This window comes from Gardnerella sp. KA00127 (assembly GCF_049244125.1).
Taxonomy (GTDB): domain Bacteria; phylum Actinomycetota; class Actinomycetes; order Actinomycetales; family Bifidobacteriaceae; genus Bifidobacterium; species Bifidobacterium swidsinskii.
This window is the reverse complement of the sequence record NZ_CP058377.1, coordinates 1481067-1504978: the sequence shown is the minus strand read 5'-3', so window position 1 is coordinate 1504978 and position 23912 is coordinate 1481067. Positions and strand designations below refer to the sequence as shown.

25 protein-coding genes, 1 tRNA gene and 2 pseudogenes are annotated in these 23912 nt (G+C 46.0%); 25 read left to right on the top strand and 3 right to left on the bottom strand.

The window, feature by feature from the left end:
• Positions 1–73: 73 nt before the first annotated feature.
• The 17 genes from rpsH (at position 74) to HXT48_RS06040 (ending at position 10578) form a co-directional block, all read left to right on the top strand.
• A complete protein-coding gene (gene rpsH, locus HXT48_RS06120) occupies positions 74–472 on the top strand; it encodes a 30S ribosomal protein S8 (RefSeq protein ID WP_004105495.1) in 399 nt (132 codons plus the stop codon).
• A gap of 16 nt (positions 473–488) precedes the next feature.
• Positions 489–1028, top strand: a complete 540-nt coding sequence (rplF, locus tag HXT48_RS06115) for a 50S ribosomal protein L6 (RefSeq protein ID WP_004109673.1) — start codon at positions 489–491, stop codon at positions 1026–1028.
• Between the two features lies 1 nt (position 1029).
• Complete coding sequence (gene rplR, locus HXT48_RS06110) at positions 1030–1401, top strand: 50S ribosomal protein L18 (RefSeq protein ID WP_004109670.1); 372 nt, start codon at positions 1030–1032, stop codon at positions 1399–1401.
• Entirely contained in the window at positions 1398–2126 is a 729-nt protein-coding gene (rpsE, locus tag HXT48_RS06105) for a 30S ribosomal protein S5 (RefSeq protein WP_004574087.1), read from the top strand. Before rplR ends, rpsE begins: the two co-directional genes overlap by 4 nt.
• Positions 2126–2308: a 50S ribosomal protein L30 gene (gene rpmD, locus HXT48_RS06100; protein WP_004105491.1), complete on the top strand. Its 183-nt coding sequence runs from the start codon at positions 2126–2128 to the stop codon at positions 2306–2308. Before rpsE ends, rpmD begins: the two co-directional genes overlap by 1 nt.
• A 2-nt stretch (positions 2309–2310) precedes the next feature.
• Complete coding sequence (gene rplO, locus HXT48_RS06095; protein ID WP_004109667.1) at positions 2311–2766, top strand: 50S ribosomal protein L15; 456 nt, start codon at positions 2311–2313, stop codon at positions 2764–2766.
• 194 nt (positions 2767–2960) lie between these two features.
• On the top strand, positions 2961–4304 hold the full coding sequence (secY, locus tag HXT48_RS06090) for a preprotein translocase subunit SecY (RefSeq protein ID WP_004574086.1): 1344 nt from the start codon (positions 2961–2963) through the stop codon (positions 4302–4304).
• Between the two features lie 28 nt (positions 4305–4332).
• Positions 4333–4893 (top strand): adenylate kinase, encoded by a 561-nt coding sequence (locus HXT48_RS06085; protein WP_012913828.1) that lies wholly within the window; start codon positions 4333–4335, stop codon positions 4891–4893.
• Between the two features lie 142 nt (positions 4894–5035).
• Positions 5036–5254 (top strand): translation initiation factor IF-1, encoded by a 219-nt coding sequence (gene infA, locus HXT48_RS06080; RefSeq protein ID WP_004105485.1) that lies wholly within the window; start codon positions 5036–5038, stop codon positions 5252–5254.
• Between the two features lie 20 nt (positions 5255–5274).
• Complete coding sequence (gene rpmJ / locus HXT48_RS06075) at positions 5275–5388, top strand: 50S ribosomal protein L36 (RefSeq protein WP_003842636.1); 114 nt, start codon at positions 5275–5277, stop codon at positions 5386–5388.
• Between the two features lie 144 nt (positions 5389–5532).
• The gene (gene rpsM, locus HXT48_RS06070) at positions 5533–5910 is read left to right on the top strand and encodes a 30S ribosomal protein S13 (RefSeq protein ID WP_004105472.1); all 378 of its coding nucleotides are present in this window, start codon (positions 5533–5535) and stop codon (positions 5908–5910) included.
• An 83-nt stretch (positions 5911–5993) separates the two neighbouring features.
• Entirely contained in the window at positions 5994–6392 is a 399-nt protein-coding gene (rpsK, locus tag HXT48_RS06065) for a 30S ribosomal protein S11 (RefSeq protein ID WP_004105468.1), read from the top strand.
• A 79-nt stretch (positions 6393–6471) separates the two neighbouring features.
• A complete protein-coding gene (locus HXT48_RS06060) occupies positions 6472–7467 on the top strand; it encodes a DNA-directed RNA polymerase subunit alpha (RefSeq protein ID WP_004574084.1) in 996 nt (331 codons plus the stop codon).
• A 77-nt stretch (positions 7468–7544) separates the two neighbouring features.
• Complete coding sequence (rplQ, locus tag HXT48_RS06055; RefSeq protein WP_004129014.1) at positions 7545–7979, top strand: 50S ribosomal protein L17; 435 nt, start codon at positions 7545–7547, stop codon at positions 7977–7979.
• Positions 7980–8106: 127 nt separating this feature from the next.
• Positions 8107–9366, top strand: coding sequence for an Mbeg1-like protein (locus HXT48_RS06050; RefSeq protein ID WP_004109646.1), 1260 nt, complete (start codon positions 8107–8109; stop codon positions 9364–9366).
• A 118-nt stretch (positions 9367–9484) separates the two neighbouring features.
• On the top strand, positions 9485–10402 hold the full coding sequence (locus HXT48_RS06045; RefSeq protein WP_012913829.1) for a tRNA pseudouridine synthase A: 918 nt from the start codon (positions 9485–9487) through the stop codon (positions 10400–10402).
• A 90-nt stretch (positions 10403–10492) separates the two neighbouring features.
• A tRNA-Ser gene (locus tag HXT48_RS06040) sits at positions 10493–10578 on the top strand.
• A gap of 782 nt (positions 10579–11360) precedes the next feature.
• Here HXT48_RS06040 and HXT48_RS06035 read toward each other — a convergent pair.
• Complete coding sequence (locus tag HXT48_RS06035; protein ID WP_012913831.1) at positions 11361–12362, bottom strand: hypothetical protein; 1002 nt, start codon at positions 12360–12362, stop codon at positions 11361–11363.
• Between the two features lie 171 nt (positions 12363–12533).
• On the opposite strand from HXT48_RS06035, the gene nusA reads away from it, so the two are divergent.
• The 6 genes and pseudogenes from nusA to ribF all read left to right on the top strand — a co-directional run bounded on the left by nusA (position 12534) and on the right by ribF (position 19814).
• On the top strand, positions 12534–13616 hold the full coding sequence (gene nusA / locus HXT48_RS06030) for a transcription termination factor NusA (RefSeq protein WP_012913832.1): 1083 nt from the start codon (positions 12534–12536) through the stop codon (positions 13614–13616).
• Positions 13617–13934: 318 nt separating this feature from the next.
• Positions 13935–14082, top strand: a pseudogene (locus tag HXT48_RS06025) (translation initiation factor IF-2 N-terminal domain-containing protein); the annotation flags it as partial.
• A 176-nt stretch (positions 14083–14258) separates the two neighbouring features.
• A pseudogene (gene infB, locus HXT48_RS06020) lies at positions 14259–16799 on the top strand (translation initiation factor IF-2); the annotation flags it as partial.
• Between the two features lie 2 nt (positions 16800–16801).
• Entirely contained in the window at positions 16802–17356 is a 555-nt protein-coding gene (gene rbfA / locus HXT48_RS06015) for a 30S ribosome-binding factor RbfA (RefSeq protein ID WP_004109626.1), read from the top strand.
• Between the two features lie 48 nt (positions 17357–17404).
• A complete protein-coding gene (gene truB, locus HXT48_RS06010) occupies positions 17405–18508 on the top strand; it encodes a tRNA pseudouridine(55) synthase TruB (protein WP_012913834.1) in 1104 nt (367 codons plus the stop codon).
• A gap of 61 nt (positions 18509–18569) precedes the next feature.
• Positions 18570–19814 (top strand): bifunctional riboflavin kinase/FMN adenylyltransferase, encoded by a 1245-nt coding sequence (gene ribF, locus HXT48_RS06005; protein ID WP_004105442.1) that lies wholly within the window; start codon positions 18570–18572, stop codon positions 19812–19814.
• A 59-nt stretch (positions 19815–19873) separates the two neighbouring features.
• Here the strand turns inward: ribF and radA are convergent, their stop codons facing one another.
• Complete coding sequence (gene radA, locus HXT48_RS06000; RefSeq protein ID WP_421793037.1) at positions 19874–21361, bottom strand: DNA repair protein RadA; 1488 nt, start codon at positions 21359–21361, stop codon at positions 19874–19876.
• 107 nt (positions 21362–21468) lie between these two features.
• Between radA and HXT48_RS05995 the strand changes: the two genes are divergently transcribed.
• Together HXT48_RS05995 and HXT48_RS05990 are read left to right on the top strand one after the other, a co-directional pair.
• A complete protein-coding gene (locus HXT48_RS05995) occupies positions 21469–22125 on the top strand; it encodes a hypothetical protein (protein WP_012913840.1) in 657 nt (218 codons plus the stop codon).
• 103 nt (positions 22126–22228) lie between these two features.
• On the top strand, positions 22229–22318 hold the full coding sequence (locus HXT48_RS05990) for a 30S ribosomal protein bS22 (protein WP_004268639.1): 90 nt from the start codon (positions 22229–22231) through the stop codon (positions 22316–22318).
• 718 nt (positions 22319–23036) lie between these two features.
• Here HXT48_RS05990 and rpiA read toward each other — a convergent pair.
• On the bottom strand, positions 23037–23735 hold the full coding sequence (gene rpiA, locus HXT48_RS05985; RefSeq protein ID WP_004105437.1) for a ribose-5-phosphate isomerase RpiA: 699 nt from the start codon (positions 23733–23735) through the stop codon (positions 23037–23039).
• Positions 23736–23912 lie beyond the last annotated feature (177 nt).

Here is a 23912-nt window from a genome sequence, read left to right as displayed (position 1 = left end):
AGGTCCACTGCTTGAAGACAAAGTTCTCATATAGAGGCGGTGGAAACCACGGCGAGAAAGGGCGTTAGCCCACATGACAATGACAGATCCAATCGCAGACATGTTGACACGTCTGCGTAATGCGAGCGCGGCAAAGCACGATACCGTGGAAATGCCGTACTCCAAATTCAAGGCGAATATCGCCGAGATTCTGAAGCACGAAGGCTATATTAAGGACTTCGCTGCTAAGGAAGCTAAGGTTGGACAGACGTTGGAAATTACGTTGAAGTATGGCTCCAATGGCCAGCGTTCTATCCAAGGCATCAAGCGCATTTCTAAGCCAGGCTTGCGTCGTTACGCAAAGTCTGATGCTTTGCCAATGCCTCTTGGTGGCCTCGGTATTGCTATTATCTCGACCAGCTCGGGATTGTTGACTCAGAAGGAATGCCTCGATCGAGGCATTGGCGGCGAAATCGTCGCCTACGTATGGTGAGAAAGGAGAGCTGAAGATGGCATCGCATATTGGTAAGCTCCCCGTCGACATTCCTGCAGGCGTGGAAGTAAAGATTGAAGGTCAGTCCTTCAGCGTCAAAGGCGCTAAGGGTTCTGATTCTTATGAAATTCCAGAGGGAATCACCGCAGCAGTCGCTGACAATCAGATTGTTCTGACTCCAGTTGACGATTTGCGTCCAACTCGTGCAAAGCATGGTTTGGCTCGCGCAATTGTTGCTTCTATGGTGAAGGGTGTACATGAAGGCTACACCAAGACTTTGGATATTGTCGGTACCGGTTATCGTGCAGTGATGAAGGGCAAGGGCATTGAGTTCTCGCTCGGTTATTCTCACACTATTACCGTTCAACCACCGGCAGGTATTGAGTTCGAGTTGCCAAATCCTAACCAGGTAATCGTAAAGGGCACCGATAAGCAGACTGTTGGTCAGGTTGCTGCTAACATTCGTAAGCTTCGTGCTCCAGAACCTTACAAGGGTAAGGGTATTAAGTACACCGATGAACGTATCCTGCGCAAGGCTGGAAAGGCTGGTAAGTGATATGAGCGTTAAGATTTTCGGTAAGGGTACCAAAGTCGCACGTTTGCGTCGTCACGCCCGTCTTCGTAAGCACATTGCCGGCACATCTGAACGTCCTCGTTTAGTTGTTTCCCGTTCTAACCGTCATATGGTTGCTCAGATTGTGGATGATACCAAGGGAATTACTTTGGTAAGTGCTTCCACTTTGACTGCTGACTTCGCTGGTTTCACTGGCACGAAGACTGAAGCTGCAACCAAGGTTGGCGAATTAGTAGCGGCTAAGGCGAAGGAAGCGGGTATCACCGCTGTAGTCTTCGACCGTGGCGGTAACAAATATCATGGTCGCGTCGCAGCAGTGGCTGAAGGCGCCCGTCAGGGAGGTCTGGCACTGTGAGCGACAACGAAAAGGAAACCCAAGTGGCTGAAGAAACTCAGAACACTCAGGCATCCGCTGAGGAGCGTAACGATGATCGTCGTTCTCGCCGTAACAAGGGCGAGGGTAAACGCGGCGAACGTCGTAATCGTCGTGAAGAAAACCGTGGCGAAGAGCTTCTGGATCGCGTAGTTACTATTAACCGTGTTTCCAAGACCCACAAGGGTGGTCGTACCTTTAGCTTTGCAGCACTTGTTGTTGTTGGCGACGGTAAGGGCACTGTTGGTGTTGGTTACGGCAAGTCTCGCGAAGTTCCAGCTGCTATTGCTAAGGGTCAGCTTGACGCTAAGAAGCATATGTTCACTGTTCCACGCATTCGTGGCACCGTCACTCATCCAGTGCTCGGTCACGATGCTGCTGGTACTGTGTTGCTCCGTCCAGCTGCTCCAGGTACTGGTGTAATTGCTGGTGGTGCTGTACGCGCTGTTATGGAATGCGCCGGCATCACGGACATCCTCACCAAGTCCATGGGCTCTGCAACTGCTGTAAACGTAGTGCGTGCTACTGTGGACGCTTTGAAGAAGCTCGAAGAGCCAGAAGAGATTTCTGCTCGTCGTGGTCTTTCTCTTGAGGAAGTCGCTCCTGATGCTTTGCTCCGTGAGCGTGCTGCTGGCATTGCCGAAGCTCGCAAGGCTCGCGAAGAAGCTCAGGCCGCCAAGGCATCTGAAGCAAAGGATGGTGAGTGATGTCAAATTTGAAGATCACTCTGGTGCATGGTTTAGTTCATACAACTGAGCGCCAGCGCGCGAATGTTCATACGCTCGGCCTTCATAAGATTGGTCACAGCGTAGTTCGCGAGGACACCCCCGTCAATCGTGGCTTGGTTATGGCCGTTCGTCACTTGGTGAGCGTCGAGGAGGTCGACTGATTATGGCTAACGAAGAACCAATGCTGCATATGCACACGTTGCGTCCAGCTCCAGGAGCTAAGAAGGATCGCATCCGTGTAGGTCGTGGTGAAGGCTCTAAGGGTAAGACCTCAGGTCGTGGTGATAAGGGCACAAAGAAGCGTTATCAGGTTCGTCCTGGCTTCGAAGGTGGTCAGCTCCCACTGTACATGCGCTTGCCTAAGTTGCGTGGCTTCAAGAGTCCTTTCAAGAAGGAATTCCAAGTCGTCAACGTTGCAGATCTTGCTGACCTTTTCCCAAAGGGTGGCGAGGTTACTGTAGCTGACCTTATTACTAAGGGCGCTGTACGTGATGGCTATCCTGTAAAGGTTCTTGGCGATGGTGAATTGACTGTTGCTTTGACTCTTAAGGGTATGAAGGCTTCTGCTTCTGCTAAGGCAAAGGTTGAGGCTGCCGGCGGCTCCATCAGCGAAGAGTAGTTAAAGGCTACTTAAAGCTTGATGCAGTTATAAATCTGTGATAGTCCCTCTAGCATTGTCTAGAGGGACTATTTTTATCACCAAAACTCACAATAACCTATTTCAGTAGGTACCGTGGGTTAAACTATCGTCTCAGAGTTTGTTTTTTGCACTGTTGCGCCTAGGAGTGCGCGAAAAAAGGGAGGAAGACCCAGGTGAAAACGTTAATCCAGGCCTTCAGGACGAAGGAGTTGAGGAACAAGATCCTCTTCGTCTTCGCTATGATAATTATTTATCGTATTGGTTCATTTATTCCGATTCCGGGTGTGGACTATAAAGTTGTGCACGCTTGCACTGTTAAATTAGCTTCATCGAGCGAGAACTTTATTGGGTTAGTTAACTTGTTCTCAGGTGGCTCGCTGTTGCAGCTTTCTATTTTTGCTTTGGGTGTTATGCCTTACATCACTGCTTCCATTGTGATTCAGCTTTTGCGCGTGGTTATTCCTCGCTTCGAAGCTCTTCATAAGGAAGGTCAGTCTGGAGAAACAAAGCTTACGCAGTACACGCGTTACCTAACTATTGGATTGGCAATTTTGCAATCTACTACGATTTTGGTAACAGCACGTACGGGTGCTTTGTTTAATTATCAGTGCGGAAATAATATTATTCCAGACGGAAGCATGTGGAGCCTTATTGTCATGGTTTTGATCATGACTGGCGGCACTGGTCTTATTATGTGGATGGCAGAACTCATTACCGATAAGGGTATCGGTCAAGGCATGTCTGTCTTAATCTTTATGTCTATTTGCTCTGGCTTCTTACCAAAGCTTTGGGAGATTGGTTGGGGAACCAACGGTTCTAATGGCGATTGGAATAAGTTCGCTATTGTTGGTGGCGTTTTGATTGTTATCCTCATATTTGTTGACTTTGTTGAGCTTGCTCAGCGTCGTATTCCTGTGCAGTATACGCGTCGCATGATTGGCCGAAAAATGTATGGCGGCTCTTCGACTTATTTGCCATTAAAGGTAAATATGAGTGGTGTTATTCCACCAATCTTTGCTTCGTCAATTCTTGCTGTTCCTACCCTTATTGCTCAGTTTGGAGATAAGAGCAAGGCTTGGGTGAATTGGATTGAAGCTAATTTGGCTAATTCCACTTCTGCTTGGTATATTGCGTTTTACACAGTAATGATTGTGTTCTTCTGCTTCTTCTACACAGAGATTACTTTTAATCCTGATGAGACTGCAGATAACATGAAAGAGTATGGTGGCTTCATACCAGGCATTCGCGCTGGTAGTGCTACAAGTCATTATCTTAGCTATGTTATGAATAGGTTGAATACTGTCGGTGCTATTTATTTGCTCTTTGTTGCATTGATTCCTACCGTTTTGATTATGGCTTTGCATTTGAATACAAAATTGCCATTTGGTGGTACAACAATTTTGATTATTGCTGGCGTTGGTTTGGATACGTTGCGTCAAGCAAAGGCTCAGACTGAACAATTCCAGTATGCTGGTTTCTTGTTCAAGCATGATGAGCAAAAGCAAGTATCTAAGTAACTACAGTTAGTGAGCTAAGGAGATGAATATGCGATTACTAATTATGGGTCCACAGGGCGTTGGAAAAGGCACTCAGGCCGCTTTGTTAAGTGAGCATTATGGCATTCCAGCGATTTCTACTGGTGATATTTTCCGCTATAACCTTAAGAATCATACTGAGCTTGGAAAACAGGTTCAGGGATATCTTGACAAGGGCGAGTTGGTTCCAGATGAGCTGACTAACAGCATTGTTAAGGATCGTCTTGCTCAGGACGATGCAAAGAGCGGCTGGATTCTCGACGGTTATCCTCGCAACGCTTCTCAGGTTCAAGCTTTGGATCGTATGTTGGAAGAGCTTGGCACTCCTCTCGATCACGTTGTGGCTCTCGAGGCTGAGCGCGATGTTTTGCTCGAACGCATGCAAAAGCGTGCAGTGGAGCAAGGTCGTTCTGACGATACTCCAGAAGTAATTGCTAAGCGTTTAGAAACGTATGAGAAGGAAACAGCTCCATTGCTTGATATCTATGATAGCCGCGGTCAGTTGGTTGAAGTAGATGGCGTTGGAGATATTAAGGAAATCAATAATCGCATTGTTGAATCACTTAATTAAGTAGTGCGTTTTTAAATTTAAAAAGTAAAATGCGTTCTGTTCGACACGCCGAGTGTTGAATGGGACGCATTTACTGTATTATAAAAGATTGGCGTGTCTTCGGATGCGCAAAGTAGTATGCCCAAGGAACGGAACGAGGCTCATGGCAAAAGACGGTGTGATTGAAGTCGAAGGCACGGTAGTAGAAGCACTACCAAATGCGATGTTTCGCGTTCAGCTTGAGAATGAGCACATTGTTTTAGCTACGATTTCTGGTAAGATGCGTAAAAATTATATTCGCATTCTTCCTCAAGATCGTGTAGTGCTAGAAATGAGCCCTTACGATCTAAATCGTGGGCGTATTACGTACCGTTATAAGTAAGGTACAAGCAAAGGAAAACCATGAAGGTCAGCCCTAGCGTGAAGAGGATCTGCGAAAACTGCCGCGTGATCCGCCGTCACGGCCGCGTCATGGTGATCTGCATTAACCCACGTCATAAGCAGCGTCAGGGCTGAGCAGATTTCCATCGCGGAATACAAAGAATAAGGCGCTAAGTCACAGCCTAAGCTGAACCCTGGGTGCGCAGGCCCAGGCCGCACTTAATTTCTATTAGTGCGGAAGACTTGGTGCACGACCTGCGTAACAGTAAAGGAATTACAATGGCACGTCTTGCCGGAGTAGATATTCCCAATGAGAAGCGCATTGAGATTGCCCTCACCTACATTTTTGGTGTTGGTCGTACTCGCGCTAAGGAAACGCTTGCCGCGACCGGTGTTAATCCGGACACTCGCGTCAAGGATCTTACGGATGAACAGCTGATCACCTTGCGTGATTATCTTGAGGCCAATTACAAGATTGAAGGCGATTTGCGTCGTGAGATTGACGCTGACATCCGTCGTAAGATTCAGATCAACTGCTATCAAGGCCAGCGTCATCGCAAGGGTCTTCCTGTGCGTGGTCAGCGTACTAAGACTAATGCTCGTACTCGCAAGGGTCCGAAGCGTACTGTCGCCGGGAAGAAGAAGGCCACCCGATAGTAGTCGGTGGTCGGCTCTAGGCCACGGATATATTTCCATCGTCTAGACATACCAACTCATTCGTCATTAGGAAACGAGGGTCAATGGCAGCTGCAAAGCAAGCCTCGCGCAAGCCGCGTCGCCGGGACCGCAAGTCGGTGCCGGTTGGGCAGGCGCATATTAAATCAACATTCAATAACACGATTATCTCCATTACCGATCCATCCGGTGCAGTCCTTTCTTGGGCTTCCGGCGGTGATGTCGGCTTTAAGGGTTCCCGTAAGTCGACTCCTTACGCTGCAGGTATGGCTGCTGAGTCTGCTGCACGCAAGGCAATGGAGCATGGCCTCAAGAAGGTCGACGTGTTTGTTAAGGGTCCAGGTTCCGGTCGTGAAACCGCTATCCGTTCCCTCCAGTCCGCGGGTCTCGAAGTTGGTTCTATTACCGACGTTACCCCACAAGCGCATAACGGCGTACGCCCACCAAAGCGTCGCCGCGTCTGAGCACTCTTACGAATCCATCCATCCAACCCGCTTATGGGCGGCGAGTGCACCACCGACCAGAAGCTGAAAGGATACCAAAGTGCTTATCGCACAGCGTCCGACACTTACCGAGGAATCACTGAATCCCCAGCGTTCTCGCTTTACTATTGAGCCGCTGGAACCAGGTTTTGGCTACACTCTCGGCAATTCGCTGCGTCGTACCTTGTTAAGCTCTATTCCAGGTGCTGCCGTTACTTCGGTTCGCATCTCTGGAGCTTTGCATGAGTTTACGACTCTGCCAGGTGTTGAAGAAGATGTCACTGAAATTCTGCTGAACATCAAGGGCATCGTGCTCACGAGTGAGTACGACGAGCCTGTAGTGATGTATTTGCGCAAGAATGGTAAAGGTGAGGCCACTGCTGGAGATATTACTCCTCCAGCCGGTGTTACTATTGCTAATCCTGACTTGCATATTGCTACACTCGCAGAAGATGGTGAACTTGAAATTGAGTTTACTGTTGAACGCGGTCGCGGCTACGTGCCAGCTCAGATGAACAAGCAGGAGAACAGCGAAATCGGCCGCATTCCTGTGGATTCGATCTACTCACCAGTTTTGAAGGTGAGCTATAAGGTCGAAGCTACCCGCGTGGAACAGCGCACGGACTTCGATAAGCTCATCCTGGATGTGGAAACCAAGCCAGCTATTACACCGCGTGATGCAGTTGCATCTGCAGGCTCGACTTTAGTTGAGCTTTTCGGTCTTTGCCGTGAGCTTAACGTTGATGCTGAAGGTGTTGAAGTTGGTCCAGCGCCAACTCATGATGAAGCTGATTCTCAGTTGGCTATACCGATTGAAGATATGAATTTTACTCAGCGTAGCTATAATTGCTTGAAACGTGAGGGTATTCATACAGTCGGCGAACTGGTAGTTCACACTGAGCAGGATTTGCTCGATATTCGTAATTTCGGCATGAAATCCATCGATGAAGTTAAAGAGAAGTTGCAGGCAATGGGTCTGTCTTTGAAGGCTTCACCGATTGGCTTCGACGCCAATAATCTCGAAGGTGGCACTTTCTTCTCGCCTGAAGACGAGTAAGTTCCGCCTGCAATCGTCGTAACGTTCGGATGTTCGGGTTGATGCCCACCTGAACGATGCGACAATAAGGAGTAATAATGCCTACACCGAAACAAGGCCCTCGTCTGGCTTCTAGCCCGGCTCATGAGCGCCTGATGCTGGCCAATATGGCGACCAGCCTCTTCCAGCACGGTCGTATCGTAACGACGTTGCCAAAGGCAAAGCGTCTTCGTCCGCTTGCTGAGCGTTTGATTTCGTTCGCTAAGCGTGGCGATTTGCATTCGCGTCGTCGTGTGTTGCGTGTAATTCGCAACAAGTCCGTGGTTCACGTGCTTTTCACTCAGATTGCTGAGCAGATGAAGCAGCGTGAAGGTGGTTACACACGTATCGTGAAGATTGCTCCACGTCGTGGTGATACCGCTCCTCAGGCAATTATTGAGCTCGTAACTGAGCCAGTAAGCCCAAAGAAGGCTGTTGTGAAGGAAGCTGAAGCAGCTACCAAGGTTGCAGCTAAAGAAGAAGCTGCCGAGTAGTTTGCATTCCAGCTTTACGCATCGGTAAAGTGAATCTTAAAGCAAGCGTTTAATCGCTTCTTGAAGAATTGCTAAAACGAGTCGAGGATTTCCTCGGCTCGTTTTTTGTTTGTATTATTATTAAGTTATGCCGAATATTTTGGATCAAGTAAGAAGCGATTTTCGTACTTTTGCTCAAAGAAGTTTTAATTCTGTTGATGCTTTGATTTTGTGTGAGCTTTCATACATAAATATGCCAAAATCTATTCCGCTATATAACAGTGAGTCAAAAGTTATTTCGACTACGCCTATTTACGATCTGCTACGTTTTGAAGATTTTTCGTCGATGTTTTCTTCTGGAGTAGCTAAGGTTGATAAGTTTCGTCAAGAGTTACTTTTTGCAGTTGCAGCTAATCCGCGCTACAGAGGTATTAAAGTAGGGGAAATTCTTGAACGATTTGATAAATCGAATGCTCATGAATCTTGTGAACAGCAGTTTGCTGGTGTTACTTTTGACCTTAGTTCTTGTGAAGGAATTGATAATCCGAATACTATTGTTGTTGCTTTTAGAGGAACTGATAATACGCTTGTTGGGTGGAAAGAAGATTTTAATATGGCCTTTCGCTGCCCAATTCCAGCTCAGGAGTCAGCAGCAGAATATTTAATTTCTGTAACACAAAGATATAGTAAATATATTGCAAAAAAAGCTAGTTTATTACAAAAAATTTCCTCGTTTTTCGCAAAATCAACTAATTCGAAGCGTGACAATTGCGATAACAATAATAAGCGCGATAATAATAACAAGCGCAATAACAGCCCGAATATTATTGTCACAGGTCATTCAAAAGGTGGGAATATGGCGTCCTATGCTACTATGCGATTGGATGCGGAAAATGAAAAACTTGGCAATCTTGTATCTAAAATTTATTCAATGGATGGGCCGGGTTTTGCAAATGATGTAGTAGATACTAGCGTTTTTTCGTGCGTGGCAAGTCGAATAGAGAAAGTTGTGCCGCAATCTTCGATTATTGGGCTTCTTATGGATAATGGATTGCCATATAAAGTAGCTAGGGCTGATTCTGTTGGTTTAATGCAACATTTTGGCATGTATTGGCATGTTGAGGATGGTGATTTTGACTATCGAGATGAAGTTACTGCTCGCGCTGCTGCAATCGCAAAAGCTATGAATTCTTGGATGTTTGATTTGCCTGTTGAGGAACGAAAACGCAGGATTGATAGTGTGTATAACGTTTTGTCGAGTTTAGGTTATCCTACTTTTGATTTATTGGGTTCTCATTGGTCTGAGCTTGTGCCAAAATTACTTGGAATGGCAACGCACTTGGATGCGAAGTCTTATGAGCTTATACGCGGAATTATTGCTGCTGTTGCTGGCGTAGGCGTGAAGTAACTGTGGTGAAGCAAGCTTTATGAGTAACTGTAGATGGAAAGTAATACTAAGCGGAAGCAACTGTAAACGGAATTTAATTGCGGAATTATTTAGTTATGACGAATGGAAGGTTTTTTAAATGCGACTTCGCTTAGATTTAGCGTATGATGGCGGCGGATTTTACGGTTGGGCTAAGCAGCCTACTTTGCGCACCGTGCAGGGTGAAATTGAGGGGGCTTTGCATACAGTATTGCGCGTTCCAGAAGGGGATTCTGCTGAGCCGTTGCGCCTTACTGTGGCTGGACGTACGGATACGGGCGTGCATGCATCGCATCAGGTTTGTCATCTTGATGTTTGTGAAGAAACTTTATTGCGATGCGTAGGTCATACCGGATTGGACGGTGTTTGCGCGCTCGAGTACAGGCTTAAGCATGTTTTGCCACAAGATATTTCGTTGCATAAGGTTAGCGTTGCGCCCATTGGTTTTGATGCACGCTTTTCTGCGTTAGAGCGCACGTATGTGTATCGTATTTGCGACGCTTCTGATTATTGTGATTATGACCCTCGTATGCGCGGTTTTGTTTTGAAACTTGATGATGTTTTGGATGTTGATGCAATGAACCAGGCTGCGAGGCTTATGATTGGCCTTCACGATTTTGGATCTTTTGCGCGCCCTAATCCTGGAGGCACTACTATTCGCGATGTAAAAAGTGCCTGTTGGGAACGCGTGGGAACGCGTGCTAATGACGTGCGCGTTAAGCTTAAAACTGGATGCGTGCCGCCTGTTGAGCAGGGTTTGCTTGAGTTTACTATTGTTGCTGATGCTTTCGCTCACAATATGGTGCGCTCTCTTGTGCAAGCTTGTGTGCAGATTGGGTGTGGTAAGCGCACGCTTGATTGGTTTGTTGAGAAGATTAATACGCCGCTTCGAGAAGGTTCTACTGGTCCTATTGCGCCGCAAGGTTTGACTTTAGAATATGTGGCGTATCCGCCAGATAATGAGCTTGCAGAGCGTGCAGAAAAGATTCGCGCTCGCCGTGATTCTGCTGAGTTATAGCGTTTCAACTCGCCATAAATTTATATTCGCGCCATGGTTTACAATTGAAAAGTTGCGTTTGCGCGCGATTTTGTTGCGCGAATCGTAAGTGGATGAATGTCCGAGCGGTCTAAGGAGCACGCCTCGAAAGCGTGTGAGGGTAAAATCCTCCGCGAGTTCGAATCTCGCTTCATCCGCAGAATAATAAGCTTCAAGCGTATTTCGCGCTTGAAGCTTTTTTATTCTGCCGAGCTTGCTCAGGTTGGAAGCACAGTGTGCTTCCAACGCAAGCGAGGTCTTTCTGCGTCAATAAAGACGCAGAAAGTGTGGGCTAGTGTGTTTAACGTAGTGTGTTAGGTTTGTGTTGCCGTATTTCGCGCTTGAAGCTTTTTAGGGTTATAGGCCAAAAAGTGTGTAAAGCTAAGCTGATGAGTATTCTGTGGCATAAACTAGCCTCAGCACTGTTAAAAACTCAGTCAAGTATCTTAAGAAAGTAACGGTCATATGTTACTCGCGCAGTACGTAATCTGCGTTAGTAACAGCCTTTGACGATTTATTGTTAAATACTCAGCTAATACATGCTTCGAACGCCGCTTAACATAAGAAATAACCTACATTCGATATACTGCGAGCCTTACTGCTATAAGGGTTATGAGCTTATTTTTTACACACTTTTTGTCCAGGTGGCGAATGTGCAGAAAACAGATTCGATTACCGCAAAACCCTTGTATTGCAAGGTCTAAGACATGATTTCTTACACACTTTTTGGCCTATAACCCTAATCCGCGCGAACTTTCTCTCGCGTTTGGAGTGTTTGAGGTTGTGTGACCCTCCATCTGTGAGAGAGTCTCCTCGTGTTTGGAGCGTTTTGTTTTGGAAATTGCTCCAAACGTGCGCAACTTATCTCGCGTTTGTGGTTAAGTCCTATTTTGTGTGTAAAAGGGAATGCCCTATAGGCTAAAAGCCCCAAGGTTAAGTTTTACTTCAAAATAAGCTTTGTATCAGTAGGATACCCAAGTTCATAAGCTCTTAACAGTCTAGATGTGATTAATTGCACAATTGCATTTTTAAGAGTTTGTTGGGCGCGCATTACAGAATCGTTATCATCGCTTTTTGCAGTAACGTTATTCTCGGATGCATTATTATTTTTTGACGTAATCGTTATTATTTGATTAAAAGCAGCTAGTTCTTCTCTAGCGCAATCCATGTAAGCTATAGCGGTAATCGGCAGATCTTTTCCGCTTACTGAATCATGTGTTTTTCCGCTTTCTAACGTCTCTTGAGGAATATCGTAAACTTTTTTGCGCAAGTCTGTTCCTTCTCCTGCAGCTCGCATAAGAGTTTGAGCATTTGTCGACGCCATATCGCTGTATTCCAATGCAATATTTTGCTCTTTTCGCGCTGCTAGTGTCTGTAAAATAAAAGCAAGTTTGTCTTCAGCTTCTGCAGCTTGAGCCAAGGGCTGATGTGTCCATTTGAAGTTTTTGTAATGATTTATTACTTCTATAAGATTCGCGTATGAATCATGCTCCATTTGTTGCGCTGTTGTAGTTTTTGTATTTTCTGAGCTTTCGTTTCCGCTTTTATTGCTTACATTATTTGAATTTTCGTCACTATTTTTCTTTGAAAGCATTTCCCATTGAGCTTGCGTGCTGTATACAATACTTTCGCTTAATCTTCCTGGGCATTGCTGAGCGACAGTTTTCCAATATTTCGCTGCAGTTTCAAAATCCTTAAGGGATGTGTTATTCTGGTTCTTTTTGATTTCGCGCTGCCTTTTTTGCGCAAGCCTGTATGCTTTAGCACATGCATTTTCTGGAGCTGCTGTGTGAACTGTATGCTCGACATGAATGTTTTGCAATGTTCCGCAAGCTGTTAGAAGTGGAGATATTAAAACGCATATAAGAAGCACGAGTGCTCTGGCAATACTGCGTTTTACTTGTTTGTATATATCATTTAACAAAACATAAAGTGTCTGCATAATCTACTAAAATAGCCACTGACTGTGACCAATATCGATTTATTAATTTGGTATTTGTTCTAAGTCTGTAACAATTAAAGCTAGCTGTTATTAGAAGAAAAAGATAAGTGTGCTCTAATAGTTACAATTGATAATCATAAATTAATGCGTTATAACGAGAGGACGTGCGCGATGGAATTGGATTTGGCGGGAATGCATCAGCTTGCGGCACAGCAGGGGATTAATGCCGAGGAGCTGGACGAGGCGCTCGCCGAGGCCTTGCGTCTTGCGTATATGAAAACCGCTCATCCTGCAAAGCATGTGCGAGTTGAATTGGACGAACGTGCAGGTTCGTTCACTGTGTGGGCTAGGGATGAAATTCCTGGTAAACCTACTGAAGATAACCCGTATCCAGCTCCAACGCTGGGAGAGGAGTATGACGATACTCCGCGTGATTTTGGTCGTTTAGCTGCTGCGACGGCTCGTCAAGTTATTAGTCAAATTTTCCGTAAAGCTGAAGATGATCGCGTATTTGGTGCGTTTTCTGGTCAAAAAGGCAAACTTATCAACGGCATCATTCAACAAGACGCAAAAGATAACACTAACATCCACGTTGCTGTTGGAGATGTTGAAGCTATTTTGCCGCGTCGCGAGCAGGTTCCAGGTGAACGTTACCGCCATGGTGAGCGTATTCGCGTATATGTCGTAAATGTTGCGCGTGGTCTGCGTGGTCCAGAAATTGTTGTTTCACGTTCACATCCTGAATTAGTTCGTCGTCTTTTTGAGCGAGAAGTGCCGGAACTTGTTTCTGGAGCAGTTTCTATTATGTCGATTGCACGTGAAGCCGGAGCTCGCACAAAGATTGCTGTTAGAGCTAATACTGAAGGTGTGAATCCAAAGGGTGCTTTAATTGGTCCTGGCGGTTCACGCGTGCGTGCTGTAATGGAAAACTTGGGTCAAGAGAAAATTGATATTGTCGATTGGTCGTCTGATCCAGCAAAGTTTGTTGCTGCTGCTCTTTCGCCTGCTACTGCTACACAAGTGCAAGTAGTGAGTGAAAAGAATCAAACTGCAGTTGCTTTTATTCATGATGCTCAGCTTTCTCTTGCTATTGGTAAAGAAGGTCAGAACGCTCGTTTGGCTGCAAAGTTGACTGGTTGGAAGATTGGTATTGAGTCTGCGGAAGAGCATGCTAAGAAGGTTGCTGCAGCTCAAGCACAAAATGCTCAGCCTGCTTCAGCTGATTTGAATAATAACGCATCTGCTGCTGAATAGATTGTTAATTGAGAAGTGCTAAATATTTTTAGATTGATATTTCCGCAATGTTTAGCACTTCTTGATTGTTTATTTTGTTAGTGGTGTGCAAATAAAGTAGTCTCTCGCGTGGCATTTAGCGACACTCGAGTCAATCCAACGTTTCGAGTATGCTAAAAGCTGGAATCTGGGCGAAAGGCAATCGCCATCGTCCGGCGGGAGACGAGGTATAAGATCATGGTCGCACGATGATATATCGCACGATAATAAATAATAAGCTCGCAATAATGTAAAGTGGTCGCGTGTACTAGCGCTGCCACAGACAGAGGAGAACACTGAGTGGTTAAAAAGCGCGTGTATGAACTGGCCAAAGAATTTGGTGTAGACAGTAAAACCGTGTTGGAGCGTTTGAAGAGCATGGGCGAATTTGTTAAGTCTGCTTCTTCAACAGTTGAGGCTCCAGTAGTTCGTCGTTTGCAAACAGCGTTAGCATCTGACGGAAATAAGTCCGAAAAGGCATCTAGTGCAAGTAAGCCTGCTGCGCCAAAAGCTAAGCCTCAAGCTAAGCCGCAGGCTAAACCTCAAGCTAAAGATTCGTCACACAGTGATTCTGTAGCTGGCTCTTCTGCTAACCAGCCTGTGCACAACACAGCTTCTCATTTTGTTCCAAAGCCGGGTGCAAATCATACTCGTTCAAACAATCCTTCGCGTTCTAATGCTGCTGCCGGCGAAAATAGAAAAAATGATCGTCGCAATGATAATCGTGATAATCGCGGCGAATCGCGACAGCAAGCTCAAGGTCAATCTCACTCAGATCGTTCACAGATGCCTCCTCGCCCTCGTCCGCACCAGAATGCACAAGGTGCAGGCGCATCTGCTCCACGTCCTGGTAATAATCCGTTTAGCCGTAAGCAAGGTATGCGTGCTCCTACACCTGGAGATATTCCACGTCCTCATCCGATGTCTCGTCCTGGTGCTGAAAATGGCCGCGGTGGTCGTCCAGGTCAAGCTGGCTCTGGACCTCAAGGTTCGCGTGGTGAACGTGCAGAACGCGGTGGCCGCTCGCGTGGTGGCCGCTCTGGTCAAGGTGGCGCACGCTCATCGCAGTGGTCGGGTCAGCGTCGTGGTCAAGGTGGCGCAGGTGCTGGCTCTGGTGCATCTTCTCGCCCATCTGCAGAATCTCGTTTTGCATCTCAAGGAGCTAGCTTCCAGGCTGCTGCAGCAGGCGCACCTAATGGTGGTCCATCGCGTGGCGGCGGTCGCGGTCGTGCAGGAGCTGCAGGCGCATTCGGTCGTCAAGGTGGTAAATCTTCTAAGGCTCGTAAGAATCGTTTAGCGAAACGTCGTGAATACGAAGAGCTTAAAGCACCAGTGATTGGCGGCGTGCGTATTCCTTCTGGTAACGGCGCTACGATTCGCTTGCGTCAAGGCGCAACTCTTTCTGATTTGGCGGAAAAGATTGATGTAAATCCAGCAGCTTTGGTAACTGTGCTCTTCCACTTGGGAGAAATGGCAACATCTACACAATCTTTGGATGAATCAACATTCCAAATTTTGGGTGAAGAAATCGGCTGGAATATCAGCATTGTTTCTGCTGAAGAAGAAGATAAAGAGCTTTTGCAGCAGTTTGACATCGATTTGGACGAAGAAGAGCTGCAAGAAGATGACGATTTGCAATCTCGTCCGCCTGTTGTTACTGTTATGGGTCACGTCGATCACGGTAAAACTCGCTTGCTTGATACCATCCGTAAGTCGAATGTTATCGATCGCGAAGCAGGTGGCATTACTCAGCGTATCGGTGCTTATCAAGTAACTGTAAATCTTGAAGGAAAACCTCGTAAGATTACGTTCCTCGATACTCCAGGTCACGAAGCGTTTACTGCTATGCGTGCTCGCGGTGCTGAGCTTACAGACGTTGCAATTCTTGTTGTTGCAGCAGACGACGGCGTAATGCCTCAGACTGTTGAAGCTATTAACCACGCTCAAGCTGCTCATGTGCCAATTGTTGTGGCTGTGAACAAGATTGATGTTGAAGGTGCTAATCCTGAAAAGGTTCGCGGTCAGCTTACAGAATACGGTTTAGTTGCTGAAGAATACGGCGGCGACACCATGTTTGTGGATATTTCTGCAAAGCAGGGCACTAACGTCAATAAGCTTCTTGAAGCTGTGTTGTTGACTGCTGACGCTGAGCTTGATCCTAAGGCAAATCCAAATATGGATGCTCGCGGTGCAACTATCGAAGCTCGACTCGATAAGGGTCGTGGTGCTGTTGCTACTGTTCTTGTGCAGCAAGGTACTCTTCACATTGGTGATTCTATTGTTGCTGGCACTTCTTATGGCCGTGTGCGCGCTATGCTTGACGAGAACGGCAAGCATTTGCAGGATGCGGCTCCTTCCACTCCTGTTCAGGTGCTTGGTTTAACTTCTGTTCCAACCGCTGGCGACTTGTTCTTGGTTACTTCGGACGACCGTTCTGCTCGTCAAATTGCTGAAAAGCGTGCAGCTACAGAGCGTGCAGCTCAGCTTGCTAAGCGCCGCAAGGTTGTGTCTCTTGAAAGCCTTAAGGAACAGTTCGCTAAGTCTGAAGTTGACATGCTGAACATCGTTATTAAGGGCGATTCTTCTGGTTCTGTTGAAGCTTTGGAAGATTCCTTGATGAAGATTGAGGTCTCTGAGGAAGTTGGCATCCAGGTTATTCACCGCGGTGTTGGTGCAATTACTCAGAATGATGTGAACTTGGCAACTGTCGATAAGGCTGTGATTATTGGCTTCAACGTGCGTCCAAACCGTCAAGTTGCTGATTTGGCAGACCGTGAAGGCGTGGAAGTTAAGTACTACTCAGTTATTTACAAGGCAATCGAAGATATCGAAGCTGCTTTGAAGGGTATGCTTAAGCCAGAATTCGAAGAAGTTGTTACTTCGCATTCCGAAATTCGCGAAATCTTCCGTTCTTCCAAGTTCGGCAATATTGCTGGTGTTATGGTTCAAGATGGCGAAGTCAAGCGCGGTACGAAGTGCCGTATTTTGCGCGACGGCGTTGCTACAGTCAACGACCTGGAGATTTCCAGCTTGCGTAGGTTTAAGGATGACGTGCAATCCGTTAGCGAAGGTTACGAAGCTGGTATTAATCTCGGCAGCTTCAATGACATTGAGCTTGGCGATATAATCGAAACCTTTGAAATGAAGCAGATTGAGCGCAAGTAATTATGGCAGGAACGAATCCTAGAGCTGCACGTATTGCAGCATTAATTCAGCGCGTAATCGCTTCTAATATGGAATCGCATTTGCATGATAAGCGTTTGGCGAGTGTGACTATTACGGAAGTGCGCGTTACGAACGATTTGCAAATTGCAAAGGTTTACTGGACGCAACTTGGTCACGAAGGTAAAGAGCAGGGTGAGCGTCAGCGTGCAGCACAAGCTTTGCAGCAGGCTCACGGTCGACTGCGCTCTTTGGTCGGTGCAAAAGCTGGATTGCGTTTGACTCCCCAATTGCAATTTATTTATGACGAAGTGCCATCTGAAGCGCACGAAATTGAGGATATTCTTGTTGCAGCTCGTCATCGTGATGAAGAATTAGCTAAATTGCGTGAAAATGCTAAGTATGCTGGCGATGTCGATCCATATAAGAAGCCGCGCGAAGTTGAAGAATCTGACGATGACTTTGACGATGATAATTTCGACGACGACGATTTTGACGACGACGATGACTTTGAAAGCGACGACTTTGAAGGCACGTCTGAATCGTCTGACAACAATTAAATCTCAAAGCAAACTCAATGTGAATCGTATAGTAGCTAGATTTAACTTATGTGCATACCAGATTCAGGATTACTGCTTGTAGATAAGCCGCAAGGTGTTACAAGTCACGATATTGTTGCATGCGCTCGTCATTTGTTGCATACAAAGCGAGTTGGGCACGCAGGAACGCTTGATCCTATGGCAACAGGATTGCTAATCATAGGTTTTGGCAACGCAACGCGACTTTTAAATTACATGTTGGGGCACAATAAAACCTATGAAGCAGTAATCCGCTTAGGAGAAGCAACTACTACTGATGATGCAGAAGGTGAAATTCTTCCGGATGACGCATTAAATATAGGTCCGGGGGTTCACGTCGCTAATAAAGACATGTCTTTTGAAAAGTCACTGTCTTTTGAGCGAATTAAGCAAGTTGTTAGCGAAAATTTAGTAGGCAAAATTATGCAAGCTCCTACTGCTTTTTCTGCTATTAAAATTAATGGTCAACGCGCTTATGATTTAGCGCGCGAAGGAAAATCAGTAGAGATTGCTCCTAGAGAGATATTTGTTAGTGATTTTTCAGTGAGCAATCCTCGAATTACTAGGGGAGTGAGTGGGAAACTCGTATGCGATATATCTGCAAAAGTTTCTTGCAGTAGTGGAACATATATTCGCGCTTTAGCTCGTGATTTAGGTCGCTTACTAGGAGTTGGTGGACATCTTACTCAGCTTCGTCGCACTAGCGTTGGTGATTTTTCGGTTACTGATTCGCGAGTTCTTAAACTTCGCTCGCAAATGCGAGAATTTACTGATCGCAATGGAGTATTGCAGCATCGCTCAAAAGCAGTTCCTAGTGACGATTTTGACGCAAATAATATGCTTCCTAAAATTTGCTTAAATATGATGGATGCAGCTTCGCATTCGCTTCCAACTTTAAGCATTGATGAGAATCAAGCTAAAGACTTGCGTTTTGGGCGCTGGATTGAGCTTAAATCTGGCATAAATTACGAAAATTATCCTGCAATAGCGTACGTTCCAAACGCAAATACTGAGGAATGTGACGTTGTTGCAGTAGTTGAATTGACAAAAAATATAAAAAGTAATCAAATCAAACCAATTGTGGTATTTCCGGCAAGCGAGAAGACTGGTAAACTAGATAAGTATTTAAAATAACGAATTGCGTATTTTGCGTAGTTTGCTTGAGTAATGCTTGAACGCGGATAGTAAGGATATCATGAAGGTCATCGACATTCGACCAGATGCCAACGGCATGATTAATTGGCCAACGTTAAGTGCAGAGCGTAAAGCGGTTGTTACCATTGGCGTATTCGACGGTATGCACAAAGGTCATCGCGAGGTTATTCGTCGTACTGTGGATCTTGCGCATCGTCATGGAGCGTTTTCAGTAGTGATTATGTTTGATCCGCGTCCAAGCGTAGTGCATGCTAATCCTGATTTATACGATGATTTTGGCGACGTTAATTCTAAACTTCCGGACGATCCGGATGCTCTTACAAGCGTGCGTCAACGTTTGCGCGTGATGTCACAGTTGGATGTTGATCATGTTGTGATTGTGCGCTACAGCCTTGCTTTTGCTGCAAAATCGTACCGTTTCTTCTTAGGTCAGCTCGTTGGAAAGCTTGGTATGCGAGCATTAGTTCTTGGCTCTGATGCTGCGCTTGGTGCTCGTCGTGCTGGTGATATCAAAGCAATTCGTGAGTTGTCTCAAGCAACTGGAGTTTTTGAGCTTATTGAAGTAGAGGATTTGGGTCCAGATGACGTTCGCGTGCCTGATCCTATTGTTCGTGAAGTTCCACAGGAGCCTGGAGATCCTAAAGATCCTTCTGAGGGCATGAATAAAGCTGAATATCGTGCTTGGAGTAAGAGCATGCCAAATAAGAAAGTGCGTGCTTGGAGTTCTACAAATGTGCGCTGGATGTTGGCTACTGGTCGAGTCAAAGAAGCGCGTGAAATTTTGGATCAGCCGCATCGCGTTGAAGGAACAGTAGTTCATGGAGACGAGCGTGGGCGCGAGATTGGATTCCCAACAGTAAATCTTGGCGAAAAAATTGAAGGCTATGTGCCAGTTGATGGCGTGTATGCAGGTTGGGTTGTTGATTTAGATGCTGACAATAAGAACGATGTCAGACCATCGAAAAATGCTGTTCCAGATGTGAGTGTTTTGCGTCGTGATGAGCTTCATTTAGGCGTTCATTCTCCGTGGCGTTGGCCTGCTGCGATTTCTATTGGAACTAAGCCAACATTTAATAAAGATGGCGAAGAAGATGCAGAGCGCACTGTTGAAGCTTACGGATTGTTCGACGATTGGAAAGACTTGTACGGGCATCGCGTTTGCATTGAGTTTGCTAGTTTCTTGCGTCCGCAACAGGCTTTTGACTCAGTTGACGCGCTAAAAGATATGCTCAAAGCTAATGTTGAGCAAGTGCGTGAGATTACAGACGCTGAAGCTGAAGTCTGATTTTGATATTTGCGCTTAGTGGTTTTTAGTTGCGATTATTTTTGCTAGCTGCGTTTAGCTTATAGTCCAAGTGCTTTTAACGCTTCTCGCACTGTGCTAACTTCAATAATTTCTAATCCTGGAATACTAACGCTTTTCCGCATATGGCAAACTATTGCGCGCCTATATCCTATTCGCGCAGCCTCGCGCAATCGCGGCTCTATTCTTGGCACTGGGCGAACTTGACCGGTTAAGCTCATCTCGCCAATTGCGCAAGTTTTAGGAGTTACTGCTTTCCCGGCAGCAGCGCTAGCTAAAGCTGCTACGATTGCCAAGTCGCAAGACGGCTCCTTTGCCAACGCTCCTGCAATAGTAGATACGTACAAATCTTTTGCAAGCAAATTAACGCGTCCGTGACGATACAAAACTGCTGTAAGCATTGCAAGACGGTTAGAATCAACACCAGAAACTGCACGGCGAGGAGTGGGCAGAGCCGATTGTGTTACAAGTGCTTGTATTTCAATCGGCAGGCTTCTGTGTCCTTCAAGTGTAAAAGTGACGCAAGTTCCGTCGTTTGTGCCATCTTGCGCATTTTTACCTTGATTATTGTTTTCTGTAGAAGACAAAAACAGTCCGGAAGGATCCGGCACTTCCTCAATTCCTTCACCGCTCATATCGAAGCAGCCAACTTCGTCTGTAGGTCCAAAGCGATTCTTTACAGCTCTTAGCATGCGTAGCGCTGTTTGTGTATCGCCCTCAAATTGACATACTGTGTCTACTAAATGTTCAAGCGTACGCGGCCCTGCTATTGAACCATCTTTTGTAACGTGCCCAACTAAAAGTATCGGAATATTGTTAGCTTTAGCAACGTCGATAAGTGCACTCGCAACTTCTCTAACTTGTGTAGAACCGCCTGTAATACCATCTACTTCTTGTGCGGAAATCGTTTGCGCAGAATCGACAATAGCAAGCGTAGGGTGATGCGTTTCAATAAGATCTAGTACAGTGTCAAGATCGCCTGTTGTTGCAAGTAATAAATAATCGTTTACAGCGTTAATTCTAGACGCGCGCAATTTAACTTGCGCTGCTGATTCCTCGCCGGAAATATACAATACAGGGGGAGTGTTGCTTTCTTTTGATTGCTTAGATACGTAAGCTGCTGCTTTTAGAAGTAGTGTTGATTTTCCGATACCTGGCTCTCCTGCTATAAGAGTTACGGAGCCTGGCACAAGTCCTCCGCCTAATACGCGATCGAATTCGCTAAAACCAGTATGGATGCGCATTGCGTCGTCTGCTTGAATTTCGCTAATTGGTTGCGCGGATGTTGCTGAATCGAGAGTTGAATGTGCGATATTGCGATTAGAAGTAGTTATGCTATCTGGTGAATATGCGCGCGATGCTGTTGTTGCGCGCGGTGTACGTGTTGTACGAGATAATCCGCTAACTCGTGCCTCTCTAAACTCGTTCACTGTGCCCCATTCGCCACATTCAGGGCAGCGACCGTACCATTTTGAGCCGCTCCAACCGCATTCGGAACATAAATAGTGAAGAGTAGATTTACTAGCCATATCTCGACGCTATACGCTTTATTAGACAATCATATTTTGTATTTGTTTTTGATTGTAAAGCGTTTTTGCGCACTAAAAGCGTCATCGCGATGTGACATAATGCAAGTATGTCGAAATCGAATGCTTCAAGTATGAATGCTTCAAAGATGGGTGCGTTGAATATGAATTCCTCAAGTGTTAATAATTCATCACACAGCAAATTATTAGTTGTGTTGACTTCAGCTGTAGTAATTGTGGTTTTGGCTCTAATTTCAGCATTTATGTGGCCAGGTTGGGCATTGAATCACGAAAATGTTGCGAGCAAAAATCATATGGTAATGCCTAAAACGCCTTCTATGCCATCGAAACCTTTGCCAGCATCTTCTACGGCATTGCTTAAGGCTATGCCTGATAGCGTACTTGATTTCGCTCGTGTTGACGCTATACCTAGTGCAACTTGGACTGAATCGTCGCCTTTGGAGGAATATTCTGTTAAGTACTCAACTGGTCAGCCAGATGGGGAAGTGTCTGTAACTGTTGCTCAATGGTCGAATCGCGATTCTGCGAACAAACAGTATGAAGCGTTAGTTGATGGACTTAAGGGTTCTGAAATCGCAAGTGGAAAAATTCAAGTTTCTGGCAAGGCTGCCGGTAGCTATGTGTTGCGAAATGATGAAAATGATAAATCACAGGCTAGTGCATTGTGGCAGAACGATACCGCTGTTTTTGAAGTGAACGGCGCAAAGCAAGCAGTAGAGCGTTTTTATCACAGATTCCCAATGTAAATGTTGTAAAAAATGATGTTCTTTGTAATATCACTCCACAAAGTCGTTAAAACGGTGTAACATTAGGCAAGTTGCACACTTTACATAGGAATGGAGGCTTCAGATGGGTTCTGTCATCAAGAAGCGCCGCAAGCGGATGAGCAAGAAGAAGCACCGCAAACTGCTGCGTAAGACTCGTCACCAGCGCAAGTAATTTTCTTGCTATGCGTTGATGCGTGTCTGAACATTTAGGCACGTAAGACTTTTTTGAAGCGTCGGTTTTCCGGCGCTTTTTATTTATTTATATATTTCGCGGATTGTCTTGCAAATATTCGTGTGGTAGAGATTTGAGATTTTTCGCACTGAGCGCGGCGAACGTCAGAGCCGCAGGCTGCTGATTCGCCAATCGAAGAAGAAAAATCGAAAAATCTCTGCGATAAGGCACGGTTATTAACGAATTAGCATGCAGAGTTTGGGGGATTTCTTTACGAGCACTAAAAGAGGACTGGGCGCATTGACTTGCCGGAGCGCTTAAAGCGTAGCGCGCGGAGGCACTTCAATGCGGAAACTCGCTTAAGTTGGAAGTCCAGTGGACTTCCAACGCGAGTTTCGCAAGCGAGCGTAATAAAACGCGAGCGTATCGTTAAAAAACGTTTAAGAATAAAGCGCCCGAAGGAACGCTCGCGCGGTCTAGGTGCGCTCGCTACTGAGCTTGCGTTGAAAGCACACCGTGCTTTCAACTTGAGCAAGCTCACGCTCCGAGTTGCTTTCGCGCGCACAATGCTGCGCTCAAGCAGGTCGTAGCGCATGCGAGGAGAGAAATCCCCCAAAACTCGCGCCACACCAAACAAAAACTCGCGCAACAGTAATAAAAAAGTAGAGCCCGCGTTTGCGGACTCTACTTTCGTTTTATTTAGTTGCGATTAGTTTCGCTACTTATTTGGGTTGGTAAGCGTGCGAGGACCGTTAGGGTCGCCGACGATCACAGTGTCAACCATGTTCAAGAACAAGCCGTGTTCCACAACGCCAACAGTTTCAATCAAATCTTTCGCCAACTCCTGTGGATGCTCAATGCGCTCCATATGCAAATCAACCACAAAGTTGTTCTCGTCAGTGCGTACTTCCTTGCCGTCAGCATCGAGACGCAAAACTGGCTTATATCCGCGCTTTTCGAACTTACGAATCACCTGAGCAGATCCAAACGGAATCACCTCAACAGGAAGTGGGAACTTGCCAATCGTGTCGACTACCTTGCTTGCGTCAACAATCCACACAATGCGATCGGAATTAATAGCTACAATCTTTTCCCAAAGAAGAGCTGCGCCGCCGCCTTTAATACCGTTGAAATTCTTGTCAACTTCGTCAGAACCATCGATTGTAACGTCAATGTGATCCACTTCGTTAATGTCGAGAATCTTAATGCCGTAGCCTTCTGCTTGCTCTTGTGTGCGACGAGAAGTGGTGACTCCTGTGAAGCTCAAGCCTTCTTCCTTAACTCTGCGACCAAGCTCGTCAACCAAGAAGCGCACTGTAGAGCCGGTGCCAAGACCAACCATCATTCCATTCTTTACAATCTTTGCGGCTTCAATGCCTGCTGCTTTTTTAAGCGCGTCTTGTTGTGCTTTATCCATTATTCCTGCTTTCTTATGTTTTGTTATTCCCGAGTTCGTCGATGAACTTCCATCGCATTTGCGGGAGAGGCGCTTATGCTTTTATGCGTGCCTCGTTTTCGTACATTTCCATATTAGTCTGCGTGCAGATTTTTTGAACGGAGCTGGGCGCTCGCACCCTCCAAACGCGGGCGTGAC